The 13512-nt window shown below is 67.0% G+C and carries 8 protein-coding genes; 1 reads left to right on the top strand and 7 read right to left on the bottom strand.

The window, feature by feature from the left end:
• Positions 1–255: 255 nt before the first annotated feature.
• From cadA to KF709_03895, 5 genes are all read right to left on the bottom strand, one after another.
• Positions 256–2472, bottom strand: a complete 2217-nt coding sequence (cadA, locus tag KF709_03875) for a cadmium-translocating P-type ATPase (protein ID MBX3173522.1) — start codon at positions 2470–2472, stop codon at positions 256–258.
• A 315-nt stretch (positions 2473–2787) separates the two neighbouring features.
• A complete protein-coding gene (locus KF709_03880) occupies positions 2788–3123 on the bottom strand; it encodes a P-II family nitrogen regulator (protein MBX3173523.1) in 336 nt (111 codons plus the stop codon).
• Positions 3120–6203 (bottom strand): efflux RND transporter permease subunit, encoded by a 3084-nt coding sequence (locus KF709_03885; GenBank protein MBX3173524.1) that lies wholly within the window; start codon positions 6201–6203, stop codon positions 3120–3122. The genes KF709_03880 and KF709_03885 overlap by 4 nt, the downstream gene beginning before the upstream one ends.
• 17 nt (positions 6204–6220) lie before the next feature.
• Positions 6221–7408: an efflux RND transporter periplasmic adaptor subunit gene (locus KF709_03890; GenBank protein MBX3173525.1), complete on the bottom strand. Its 1188-nt coding sequence runs from the start codon at positions 7406–7408 to the stop codon at positions 6221–6223.
• Positions 7405–8769, bottom strand: a complete 1365-nt coding sequence (locus KF709_03895; GenBank protein MBX3173526.1) for a TolC family protein — start codon at positions 8767–8769, stop codon at positions 7405–7407. The genes KF709_03890 and KF709_03895 overlap by 4 nt, the downstream gene beginning before the upstream one ends.
• 259 nt (positions 8770–9028) lie before the next feature.
• Between KF709_03895 and KF709_03900 the strand changes: the two genes are divergently transcribed.
• Positions 9029–9394 (top strand): hypothetical protein, encoded by a 366-nt coding sequence (locus KF709_03900; protein MBX3173527.1) that lies wholly within the window; start codon positions 9029–9031, stop codon positions 9392–9394.
• Between the two features lie 83 nt (positions 9395–9477).
• Here KF709_03900 and KF709_03905 read toward each other — a convergent pair whose 3' ends face one another.
• Both KF709_03905 and KF709_03910 read right to left on the bottom strand, forming a co-directional pair.
• Positions 9478–10107: a cation transporter gene (locus KF709_03905; protein ID MBX3173528.1), complete on the bottom strand. Its 630-nt coding sequence runs from the start codon at positions 10105–10107 to the stop codon at positions 9478–9480.
• A gap of 153 nt (positions 10108–10260) precedes the next feature.
• Positions 10261–13512 (bottom strand): efflux RND transporter permease subunit, encoded by a 3252-nt coding sequence (locus KF709_03910; GenBank protein MBX3173529.1) that lies wholly within the window; start codon positions 13510–13512, stop codon positions 10261–10263.

Below are 13512 nucleotides of genomic sequence, written 5' to 3' on the forward strand. Positions count from 1 at the left end.
GAGTAAGGGCCGGGGAGGATGAACCTCGCATCGCGGCCGCGGAAGTCAAGCGCGCGGTATGCGCCAGATTGCCGAGGTCCCAAGGTGGAATACCTCACTCCACGAGGTAGCGCCCGCACCCGGGGCAAGCCGCTCGCGTGGACCAGGAGTCGCGATTGTCGCGCCTGACGATTGCCCCCGAGCCGCTCACGCCCCCTCTGGAGACGTCGCCGGCGGCATCCCGCAATCGTGCGAGCGCCCGCTCGTGGATTCCGCTCACCGTTCGCGATACGCGAGCAGTCGTAACGCATTCCCCACCACCACCAGCGTACTTCCTTCATGCATGGCGACCGCCTGACCAATCCCGAACAAGCCGGTCGTGGTCGCGAAGACGAGCAGGGCGATGACCCCGAGCGACACGATCAAGTTCTGTCGGATGACTGACCGCGCCCTTCGGCTCAATCCGATGGCGAAGGGGAGCTGGCCGAGATCGTCACCCATAAGCGCGACATCTGCCGTTTCAAGCGCCGCTGCCGTCCCAGCGCCACCCATTGCGATTCCGACTGTCGCGTGCGCGAGCGCGGGCGCATCGTTGACGCCATCCCCAACCATCGCCACGCGTCCCTCGCGCTCGAGTTCCTTGATCGCGGTGACCTTGTCCTCGGGAAGTAGGCCCGCACGCACATCGTCTACGCCAACCGCGCGACCCACCGCGTCGCCCACCCCGGCGTTGTCACCGGTGAGCATGACGATCCGGTGCACTCCCGCTGCACGAAGACGCTCAAGTGTGGACCGCACATTTGCGCGCGGTGCATCAGCGATGCCTATGACGCCGAGCCACTCCCCTCCGCGGACCACAACCACAGTGCTGCGCCCCGCCTTCTCCAACGCGTCGACTGCGGTGCGAACCGTCGTGGGGACCGCGTCGTTCCGTTCCTCGAACATCAGCAATCGCCCCACTTCGGTGCGCACACCGGCGATCGTGGACCGGAGGCCGCGACCCGTGACGGATTGAACGTCAGCCGCCACCGGGATGGTGACGCCCGCGCTCGCCGCCGCGTCAAGGATCGCCCGCGCGAGCGGATGCTGTGATCGCTGCTCGACGGCAGCGGCGACGGCGAGCAATGTGCCGGTGTCTACGCCTGCCATCGGCCGCAGATCCGTGACCTTTGGCTCGCCGACCGTGATCGTACCGGTCTTGTCGAGTGCGAGGACGCGGATCCCGCCGAGCGCCTCGAGGTGCGCGCCGCCCTTGATGAGCACACCACCTCGAGCCGCCTGTGCAATGCCCGAGAGCACGGCCGCCGGCGTGCCGAGCGCGAGCGCGCAAGGCGAGGCGGCGACGAGCAGCGCCATAGCCCGGTAGAGGGACTCCCCGAGCGTCCACAGCCCGAAGAGGGGCGGAAGGACGATCAACAACACATCCGCCATAAGAACGATGGGTACGAATACCCGCTCAAACCGGTCGGTAAAGCGCTGCGTACGTGCTTTCTGCGTCTGCGCCTCGGCGACCAGCTTGATCACGCGATCGAGCGTCCGGTCTCCGATGGCGGCGGTCACTTCGACGACGAGGGAGCCTTCGCCGTTCACCGACCCGGCGAACACCTGCTCGCCCGGCGTCTTGTCCACCGGCACGCTCTCGCCGGTGATGGGCGCCTGATTCACGGCCGAGATCCCCTCGCGCACCGCACCGTCGACCGCGATGCGCTCGGCGGGCTTGATCACGACGCGATCGCCCCGCATCACATCGGCGATCGGAACGGTCGACTCGCGTCCGTTCCGGATCACCGTCGCGGTCTGCGGTGCAAGCTCGGAGAGCGCGGCGATCGCGTGGCGCGCGCGGCCGAGCGCGTAGTGTTCGAGCGCGTGGCCGAGACTGAAGAGGAAGAGCAGCAGCGCACCTTCGAGCCAGGCCCCGAGGACGGCCGCTCCGGCTGCGGCAACGACCATTAGCAAGTCGATGTTGGGGCGCACCTTTCCGCGGCGAAGGTCGGCGATGAAGTGTCCGATGTTATCGCGCGCGCCGAAAAAGTAGGCGGCGGCGAACAAGGCAACCGCCAACACGGGCGGCGTAGCGGCCGACCGCCCCGCCACCCAGCCGAGCGTGAGGAACGCACCCGAACCGAGGCTCCAGGCCAGTTCTCGATTGCGTCCGTACCAGGCCTTCGTCGGCGATCCGCCAACTTCCTGCGGCCTCGCCGCGGGCGGCGCGGTCGCTGCCGGCGATCTGCCCTCCAATCCGACGGAATCCGTGAGGGGCCTCGCACCGACGTCCCGCAATCGCGCCTCGATCGCGCTCCGATCCACGCGCCGACGGTCGTACTCCACCCGCACCACCTGCGCCGCGAAGTTGACCACCGCCGCGCTCACGCCTCCGAGGGCGCGCAGCGCGTCCTCGAGGCGCTGTCCCTCGTCCTCGGCGCCGATTGCCCGGAAGGGCACGACCAAGTGCGCGAAGCGCTCCGTGACCCCGACACCTGCCGCCTTGGCCAGCGCGACCACCTGCGATAGCGTGATCCGGTCGGGGTCGTAGTGCAAGCAGAGTTGCGGCCCGAGCGGGTCTGGCTGACCTCCGCCATCCGCTTGCGGGGGCTCATCCTCCAGCACGTTCCCTCTCTCGACAACGTGCGCGCCCTCGACGCCATCCTGGCGCTCGAGCAGTCGGACGAGGCGCGCCACACACGCGTCGCGGACATCCTCGACGTCCGGCAGCAGCAACGGCAGATCGATTCGGGTAGCGCGGCGCATCGACACTCCGAGTCTTGTCGCAGTTAAGCCCGGCGCGATTGTGTCGCCGGGCAGCACACGTCAGGCCGAGGCCTCGCCTTCATCGCCCGTCGCGATCCGCAACGTACGCATCACCCCGACCACGATCACCTTCCCGTCACCGTGCTTCCCCGTGCGCGCCGCCCGTCCGATGGCGCGCACGGCTTCCTCCTCGAGTGCATCCGGCACGATCACCTCGACTCGCACCTTGGGTACGGTGCCGACCACCTCCTCCAGCCCTCGGTCGTTGTGGTGCCCGCCGCGTCCAAACCCACGGGCATCTGTGAATGTCGCACCCGTGAGCCCGTCAATGCGGTGCAGGCTGGCCGCGACCGCGTCCGCCATAAACGGTTGGATAAACGCAATCACCATTTTCATTGCGCGGCCTCCGTGCGCCGTTCGAAGAGTAGATACAGCAGGGGCAGGACGAGGAGCGTCAGTAGCGTGGCAGTGATGAGACCGCCGATGACCACCGTCGCGAGGGGTCGCTGCACTTCGGCTCCCGCGCTGCTCGAAAGCGCCATCGGCAGGAAGCCGAGACTCGCGACCAGAGCCGTCATCAGAACCGGTCGGAGCCTGGTCAAGCCACCCTCACGAACCGCCTCCTCGAGCGCGCGGCCGTGCTGGCGCAGTTCGTTGATGTACGAGACCATTACGACCCCGTTCAGGACCGCAATGCCGAACAGCGCGATGAAGCCGACGCCCGCCGAGATGCTGAACGGCATCCCGCGCGCAAGGAGCGCGAGCACACCACCGACGGTCGCCAACGGGATTCCGGTGAAGACGAGCGCGGCCTGCCGCAACGAGTTGAAGGTGGCGAAGAGGAGCAGGAAGATGAGGAGGAGCGAGAGCGGGACCACGAGCAGCAACCGCTTGCTCGCACGCTCCAGGTTCTCAAATTGACCTCCGAACTCCGGCCGATAGCCGGGCGGGAGTGCTATCGTTCCGTTCTCGAACAGCGCTCGCACGTCTGTCACGAAGCTGCCGATGTCGCGACCGCGGACGTTCCCCTCCACGATCACCAAGCGCGATCCATTCTCGTGACTCACCTCGGCGGGGCCGCCGACCTCCTCGACGCGCGCCAACGTGCCGAGGGGCACGCGTTCGCCGTTCGGCGCGCTCACCAGGATCCGGCTGATCGAAGCCGCATTCGCTCGAACGTCCTCTGGGAAGCGAACGGTCAACGCGAAGCGGCGCTGCCCTTCCAGTACTTGCGATACCTGCACGCCTCCGAGAGCCTCGACCACTTGCATCACGTCAGCGGAATTGATGCCGTAGCGCGCCAACTGCTCCGGCAGCACCGAGATCTGGAGCTGTGGAAGGCCTTCAAGCTGCTGCGCCTTGAACCCGGTGGCTCCGGGCAGCGCGGCCACCGCGGCCACGACCTGTTCTGCGGTCCTACCCAACTGGCCTAGATCGTCCCCGTAAATCTTGATCGCGAGGTCGCTCCGCACACCGGCGATAAGCTCGTTCACACGCAGTTCGATCGGCTGGCTGAAGCTCACCACCAGACCGGGGATCCGAGCGAGCGCCTCGGTCATCACCGCTTCGAGTTCGGCCTTGTCGCTCGCCACCGTCCACTCGTCTGGCGGTGTAAGCAGCACCAGGATGTCACTGATGTTCACGCCCATCGGATCGGTGGCGATCTCCGCGCGCCCCGTCTTGGACACGACGTCCACTACCTCGTCTGGGAACTCCGCACGCAGGATCGCCTCAACCTGTGTCGTCTGCCGGACCGATTCTTCGAGCGACACGCTTGGGAGACGGAGCACTTGGAGCGCGAAGGAGCCCTCGTCGAGGCGCGGGATGAACTCAGACCCGAGGAAAGGAACCGCTGCCAGCGCGATGAGAATCGCGGCACCGGAGCCCGCGAGCACACGCCGCGCGTTCGCAAGGGTCCACTCGAGTGCCGGTGCATACAGGCGCTTTGCGCGCTGCACCAGCCATACATCCTCCTCCTCGACCTTGCCCTTGAGGAAGAGCGAAATCAGCACCGGCGTAAGCAGGAAGGTGAGAAGGAGCGAGCCGACGAGCGCAAACACGACCGTCAGCGCCATCGGGCGGAACATCTTCCCTTCGATGCCCTCCAGCGTCAGGATTGGGAGGTAGACGACGATGATGATGCCGATGCCGAACAGAATCGGTCGTCCCACCTCAGCGCACGACTCGAGCACCGAGTGGAGGAAGTTGTCCCCTGGCTTGCGGTGGCCCAGTCGGCGCATCGCGTTCTCGACCATCACGACGGACCCGTCGACGACCAAGCCGAAGTCAATCGCCCCGAGGCTCATCAGGCTGCCGGCGATTCCGGCTTTCACCATCATACTGAGCGCAAAGAACATCGAGAGCGGAATCGCGGCCGCAACGATGAGCGCGGCGCGGAAGTTGCCGAGCAGGACGAAGAGCACGACGATCACGAGCAGCGCACCCTCGACGAGATTCTTCTCGACCGTTCCGATCGTGCGCCCGATCAAGTCCGTGCGATCGTAGAATGGCTCCAGACGCACGCCAGGCGGCAACGTGCGTGCCGCGACGGCGAATTTCTCCTTGACGGCGTTCACCACCGTGCGGGAGTTCTCGCCCATTCGCATCATCACGATGCCAGTGACCACTTCTCCCCTTCCATCCTTGGTGACCGCTCCCTGTCGGATCGTCGACCCGATCACGACGTCGGCTACATCACCCACGCGTACGGGTGTCCCCCCGCGACTCGCAACCACGACATTGCGAATCTGATCCAAGTCCTGCACCTGACCCACGCCGCGAATGACGAGCTGCTCAGCGCCACGGGTGATGTAGCCGCCGCCGGCATTCTGATTGTTCTCGGCAACCGCCTCGAGCAACTGCGGCATCGTGAGGTCGTACTGCACGAGCGCCTCCGGCCGCACCAACACCTGGTACTGCTTCTCGAACCCGCCGAACGCGTTGACCTCCGCCACGCCGGATACCGCGCGCAACTGCGGCGCGACGACCCAGTCCTGAAGCGTGCGCAGTTCCGTGGCGTCGATGCCGGTCCCTGAGTCTGCCGAGATGGTGTACTGGAAGATCTCTCCGAGCCCGGTCGAGATCGGTCCCATCTCGGGCGTTCCATACCCGGCGGGAATCTCCTCCCGTGCGAGTTGCAGGCGCTCTTGTACTTGCTGCCGCGCGAAGTAGATGTCGGTGCCTTCTTCGAACACCACCGTCACCTGCGAGAGCCCGAACTTCGAGATCGATCGGATCTCCTCGAGATTGGGGAGGCCGAACATCGCAAGCTCGACCGGGAGCGTCACCTGCCGCTCGACTTCGGAGGGAGGCAGTGCCGCCGCGTTGGTGTTGACCTGGACTTGGACGTTCGTCACGTCCGGTACGGCGTCGATCGGGAGCGCCAACGCACTCCAGATGCCAACGCCGACGAGCAGCGCGGTCATCGCGATGACGAGCAGGCGTTGGTTGAGCACGAAGCCGATGAGAGGGCGCATAGTTGTGTCCCCCCGGCCTAGTGGCCGTGCTCGCCGATCTCGCCCTTGGCGAGTTCGGACCGGAGCGCGAACGCGCCCGCGATTACGACGCGACTTCCCGCCTGAATCCCGGCGCGAATCACGACGCGATCCCCGTCCACCGTGTCACCGAGTTCGACCGGAACGGGCCGGAACTCTCCAGGCGCGTCGCCGGGCACGAACACCACCCGACGACCGTCCACCTCCTGCACGGCGGCCAGGGGGACGACCGGCAGGGCAGGACCATCACCGCCGACCTCGATACTCGCCGTCGCGAACATCCCCGGCTTCAGCGCGGTGTGCCCATTCGGAATCTCCACTCGTGCCCGCACGGTGCGCTTCGTCTCGTCCAGCACGTCGCCGACGTACGCCAGACGCCCGAGGAAGCGCCGTCCGGGGTACGCGGTGACCGTGACAACGACCGACTGCCCCGCCCGTACGCGCGCGAAGTCTCGTTCGAAGATGTCGAGCTCGATCCACACCACGGAGAGGTCGGCGACGGTGAAGAGCACGTCAGCCGGCCCCACGGCCTCGCCGAGACTCACGTTACGCGCGACGACGGTACCGGCGAACGGCGCGATGAGACTATAGGCGGCCCCGGCGCCGTGATCGTGCGCGGCTCCGAGGACGGCGAGGCGCTCCTCGGTGCTGCGCAACGCCGCCTCGCCTCGACGGAGTTCCGCTTCCGCCAACAGCAACTCCTTCCGGCTGGAGATGCCCTGGGACTCCAGGCGCTGCTCACGTGCGAAGTTCTCCCTCGCGATTGCGACCAGCTCCTCGCCTTGACGCTCCTCGGCCCGCAGCTGTCCGACCTCGGCGCTCTCGAGCATCGCAAGCACTGCGTCGCCGCCGACGCGCGCCCCGAGGTCGGCGCGCACCGCCAGCACACGCGCTTCCGTGCGCGAGCCGACGTGACTGACGCGATTCGCGTCATACGTAATGGTGCCCGTGACCTGCAAGGTGCTCGTCGTGAGCGAATCCACGACCGCGACCCGGATCCCACCGAGTCGGATCGCTGCGGTATCCAGGACGACCAGGTCGGACTCGGCGGTCGAGTCCGCCGGCGTCGAGGACACGTCGTCAGCAGGGGAGGCGCCCCCTCCACACGCCAGTGCGGCGTTCGCGGCGAGGAGACAAAGCACAAGCGCGACCGGCGTTGGTCGCAGGAGTTGGTTGCGAATGGTCACGGGATTGTCCTGACAGTGGCGGTGGTCGGACCGCGCGGGCTTGCCGCTGCGGCATTGATGGGCTGGAGCGTTGCAGCGGATGGCGTGAGCTGGCCAGTCGCCGCCTCGAGCTGGACGAGCGCGTCACGCTGCGCGAGCCACGCGTCCCAGTAGCCGAACTCCGCGTCGAGGAGCTGGTTGCGCAGGAGCAGCAGGGTCGACAGGTCAATCTTGCCTGCACCGTATGCCGTCTCGAGGAGAGCCGCGTTCTCGTGGGCGAGTGCGAGCACCTCGCGCTCGTAGACTCGCGCCTCCTCCACTGCAGTCCGGTACGCCTGCTCAGCGACGGCCACGTCGGTCTCGACGCGAAGCCGGACCGACCGTCGCGCAAATTGCGCCTGATCCACCAGAGCCCGTCGCTGGTCTCGGAGACCCTGATTGCGATTGAAGATCGGGAGTGTCAGACCCCAGGCAGGACCGAACTGCAGCGAGCCGTCGTCTGGCGACCGGACTCCGCCCACACCGATGCGAAGGTTCGGGAACGCCTCCCGCCGCCCGAGGGCGAGGAGCGTTTCGGCCTCCCGCACGGCCTGGCCCGCTGCGGCGAGATCCGGCCGGTTGGTGAGCGCGAGCACGAGGAGCGAATCACCTGACAGCCCTTCCAGGCCGTTCAACGAGTCGCCAGTCGAGTCCGCGACCAGCCGAAACGGCGCTCCCGACTCAAGTCCGATGAGTAGCCGTAGTTCCAACTCCGCAGTGGCGGCGGCGCGGCGCGCGCCCAAGACGCGGCCGCGCGCTCGGCCGGCTTCGATTACGGCAAGATTCGCATCGAGCCTGCTGATCTCGCCCTCGCGCAGCTGGATCTGCACCGCTGCGAGCAGCCGTTCGACCAGCGCGAGCGCCTCGGACGCGACGGAGAGCCGCCGCTCCGCCGCGACCGCGCGGTAAAACGCAGCGCTAGACTCGGCAATGGTGAGACGACCGGCCTCCTGCAGGGAGAATGAGGCACGCGCCGATCCAAAGCGGGCGACGTCGGTGCGTAATCCGCGCTGTCCTGCGAATTCGATCTCCTGAAGAACCGTAAACTGGAGCTGGTCCTCGGCAGTCCCGAGAGTTCCGCCAGCCGACTGCGCGGCGAACTCCGGGTTCGAACGCAGCACCCGCGTCTGGCGCAACGCGCCGCGGGCGATCGCCGTCTCCTGGCGAACGCCGAGTAAGGACGGGTTTCGCGCAAGGGCGAGCCGGCGAACGTCGTGCAGCGCGAGGACGAGCGTGTCCGACGGTGCCGGCGGACCGGACGACTGTGCTGACGCCGATGTCGCAACGCCCGCGCACAGGAGAAACGCAATGGCGGAAAGGGAGAACCGGGATCGACGGGACAAGCAGGATCCAGATGGCATTCGATTGAGACTCCGAAGGACCTCGTCGGGGGCCGGGCTCGAGTGCGAGAGGCGCGATGGCGCACCGTCTGCAATGCGGAGTGGCACCAGCAGCACCTCACGGTGCGGCCTCGGCGTGGGCGACGAGATGTTGGGGCTCGCCTCGGGGGCGAGCGCACGGCGCAGTCTTGAGCCCCCTCAGCCCGTATGGCTGCGAGGGAGCGCCGCGCGAGACTCAGCCGATCGGCGGTCGAAGATCTGGTTGCGCGCTGCGGCTCGCGGGGACTCGGTCGGGTGCCGCAATTGGACGATCGCGGTGCGCTACAACCGCGTGGCTGGCCTCAGCAATGACCACCCGGCCCACGTGCGCGTGAACGTGGTGGCACGCGTGCCGATCGTGGCCCGCCGGCGCGGACGAACGTTCCCCAGGATGTCCAGAGTCGTCGTCCACTGCGCCCGGGCCGAGGTCTCCGTGCGCCGCGTGAGTCGCGGCGTGACGTCCCGATCCGTCGATCTCCGTCAGTTCCTCGTGCGTTGCATCGCCGTCGTGAACGTCCGCGAACAGCGATTCGGCCGTGAAGATGCCGAAACACAGAGCGAGAACGAGCGCGATGTAGCAGCGCAGTGAAGTAAACCGCGAGAGCCGCATGAGGAGGAATATAGTGTCGTCCCGCACTCCGGTGCTACCAAGGGTCCGCGATTATCTCTCGCTCAACCTTTTGCGGCGCCGCGCGACGCGGCCACTCCCGGTCCGACTGCCGCAACGCTGGCGGTCGACTGTTCGCGGACTCGCCGTCCGATACGCAGGGCGCCACGGAGGACGAGCCAGCAGACGATCAACCCGATGGCGAGATCGGGTATCGCGGAGTCGAGCAGCGCCACGAGCGCGCCGGCGAGCAGTACGCCGAGGTTCGCCTGCACGTCGGTGGCGGAGAAGATCCAGGCAGCCTGCAGATGGACCTCGCCGTGTCGATGGCGGCGAAGGAGGGCGAGGCACCAGATGTTGACAGCGAGTGCTGCGATGGAGACCGCGACCATGGCCGGCGGCTCCGGCGCACTGCCCAGAACCGCGCGCCGCGCCAGCTCGAGCATCGCCAGCACGGCGAGACCGAGCTGGACGCGGCCTGCGAACCGCGCGGCCCGCAGCTTGCGCGACTCGGTCGCGCCGATCGCAAGCAGGGCGAGCAAGTAGACGGCGGCATCGGCCCCCATATCGAGGCCGTCGGCGATGAGGCCCATCGACTCCGCTCGCCAGCCACTGGCGAGTTCGACGAAGAACATCGTGCCGTTCAGCGCGAACAGCGTGCTCAACGCGCGACGCCCGAGATGCTCGTTACCCATCACGCATCTTCGACTGGCAAGCGCAAATCCACAACCTGCAAGCAAGTCCTGCAGCACCACCCCGATGCCAGTACGGCGACCTGACGCACGCTCGGCTTCGATCCAAGGCCAGCGACACGATCCCGCACCCGGCATTCAGGCCCCAGTCGCCCACTAGCTGAGGTTAGCACCGGCCCTCCGCAATCCCCACTCCCGCCAGAGCGAGTATGCCGCCGGAATCACGAGCAGCGTGAGGACGGTGCTTGACACCATTCCTCCAACCATCGGGGCCGCGATGCGCTTCATCACGCTCGACCCGGCTCCATCGGTCCACATAATCGGAAACAAGCCAGCCATGATGGCCGTGACCGTCATCAATTTTGGCCGCACCCGTTCGACCGCACCTTCAATCACCGCGCGGTAAAGAACGCTCCCGTCCGGTGCCGCGTCGGGCGGAAGCTGACTCAACGCCGCCTTCCAAGCGTGGTCCAAGTAGATGACCATCACTACACCGGTCTCGGCGGCCACGCCTGCCAACGCAATGAACCCCACCGCGACGGCGACGGACCAGTTGTATCCAAGGAGGTACACCAACCAGAGGCCACCCACGAGCGCGAAGGGAAGCGAGAGCAGCACCAAGAACGTTTCGGCCGCATTGCGGAAGTTCAGATAGAGGAGCAGCACGATGATCGAGAGTGTCACGGGAATCACTACGCGCATCGTGCGGCGAGCACGCTCCATATACTCGTATTGTCCACTCCACCGCAGCGAATAGCCGGCCGGCAACGCGACCTGCTCGGCGACCGTGCGTCTCGCCTCCTCTACGTAGCTGCCGACATCCCGGCCCGTAACGTCCACGTACACCCACGCCGTCGGAACCGCGCCCTCCGTCCGCACGACCATCGGGCCGGGACTCAGCCGGATGCTCGCGATCTGTCCAAGCGGGATCTGTGCGGCAGCCCGCCCGGATGCCTGCCCAACGGCCATCCCAGCCATACTCGCCGCGGCCGTTGCCATCGGTCCCGCGACCGTCGCGGGCACGAGGACCTCCGCGAGTTGCTCGGGCGACTCGCGCAGTTCCTGCGGGTAGCGCACGCGGACGCCGTAACGCTCGCGTCCCTCGACGGTCTCCGTGATGACCATCCCGCCGACTGCCGCGGCAATCACATCCTGCGCGTCGGCGACATTGATTCCGTAGCGCGCGGCGGCCGTCCGGTCGAGTTCAATGTCGACGTAGTAGCCGCTGACAGCCCGCTCAGCGAACACGCTACGGGTGCCCGGCACCATCTGGACCGCGGCCTCGACCTGACGGGCCACCTCCTCGAGCACCCCGAGATCCGGCCCGAACACCTTGACGCCTACCGGCGTGCGGATACCCGTGGCGAGCATGTCGATGCGCCCCTTGATGGGCATCGTCCACGCGTTGATGATCCCAGGCATTCGTACCGCGCGGTCCATCTCGTCGATGAGGCCCTCGAGCGTGATGCCCGGCCGCCACGCCGACTCCGGCTTCAGCGAGATTGTGGTCTCGATCATGTCGAGGCCCGCGGGATCCGTGGCCGTCTCCGCACGACCGGCCTTGCCCCAGACACGCTCCACCTCGGGGAAGCTCTGCAGGATGCTGTCCTGCGTGGTGAGCAGCGCACGTGCGCGCGCCACGCTCAGTCCTGGGAGGGTTTGCGGCATGAAGAGAATCGTCCCCTCCTCCACCGGCGGCATGAACTCGCTGCCAGTCCGCGCCCAGGGGACCCAACTGAGGATCAGGACGGCAGCTGCGGCCGTCAGGACGCCCCATCGGCGGCGCAGGACCGCATCGATCAGCGGCCGATACCAACGCACCAGAACGCGGTTGAGCGGGTTGGATGCCTCGCGGTAGATGCGACCCCTCACGAATAGCCCCATCGCAACGGGCACCAGCGTGACGGACAGCAGGCTCGCCGCCGCCATCGCAAACGTCTTGGTGAAGGCGAGCGGCTTGAACATCCGTCCCTCCTGGCCCTCAAGCGCGAAGACGGGCAGGAACGACACCGTGATGATGAGCAGCGAGAAGAACAGCGCCGGTCCCACCTCCTGCGCCGAGGTCACGACGATGCGCCATCGCTCGCGGGCGCTGAGGCTCCGCGTGTCAAACCAGCGCGCGTCCCGATCATCGCGGGGAGGCAAGGCGCGTTCCAGGTGTTTGTGCATATTCTCGATCATCACAATCGCCGCATCAATCATCGCGCCGATGGCAATCGCGATTCCGCCCAATGACATAATATCCGCGCTGACGCCCACCCAACGCATGGCGAGGAAGGCGATCAGGATGCCGATCGGGAGCGTGACGATGGCGACCAGCGCCGAACGCAGGTGCAGCAAGAAGGCGATGCAGACCAACGCCACCACGAGCGACTCCTCGATCAACTTGGCGCGCAGGTTCTCGACCGCGTGGTGGATCAGCGCCGAGCGGTCGTACACTGGGGTGATGACCACGCCAGCCGGCAGTCCCGCCTGCAGCTCCGCAAGCCGGGCCTTCACGCGCTCGATGACGGCCAACGCATTCTCGCCAATGCGCATCACGACGATGCCCCCGACCGCGTCTCCGCGGCCGTCGAGGTCGGCAATGCCGCGCCGCACCGCGGGCCCGACGCCGACCGTCGCCACGTCCCCCACCCGCACGGGCGTGCCGGACGCCCTCGCCCCCACCACGACAGCCTCGATGTCGGCGACCGAGCCGAGGTAGCCGAGCCCGCGCACCATAAACTCGCGCTCGCTCAACTCCATCACCATCGCCCCGACATCGTTGTTGGCGCGCTGCACCGCCGCCATCACCTGCGGCACGCTCACGCCAAAGGCCCGGAGCCGTGCCGGATCGAGGTCGACCTGGTACTGCTTCTCATAGCCGCCGATGCTGGCTACCTCGCTGACGCCGGGTACCGCCGTGAGCTGGTAACGCAGCGTCCAGTCCTGCAGGCTGCGCAGCTCGGCGAGCGTCATCCGGCCGCTGCGGTCCTCGAGGGCGTACTGGTAGACCCAGCCGAGGCCCGTGGCGTCCGGCCCCAATCGTGCCTGTGCGCCCTCAGGCAGGCGCGACTGGATGCCGCTGAGGTATTCAAGGACTCGTGATCGCGCCCAGTACAGATCGGTGCCGTCCTCGAAAATCACGTACACGAAGGAGACACCGAAGAATGAGTACCCGCGGACGACGCTGGCGCCGGGCACCTTGAGCATCTCGGCCGCAATCGGATACGTGACCTGGTCCTCGACGATGCGCGGCGCCTGCTCATTGAACTCCGTCTGCACGATCACCTGGACGTCGCTCAGGTCTGGCAGGGCCTCAAGCGGCGTCTGCCGCAGGGCGTACCAGCCGCCCAGCACGGAGGCGACCGTAAAGAGTGCGACGAGGAAACGGTTGTGCGCAGACCACGCGATGAGGGATCGGAGCAT

This window comes from Gemmatimonadaceae bacterium, from assembly GCA_019637445.1.
In the GTDB taxonomy this organism is placed as follows: Bacteria; Gemmatimonadota; Gemmatimonadetes; order Gemmatimonadales; family Gemmatimonadaceae; genus Pseudogemmatithrix.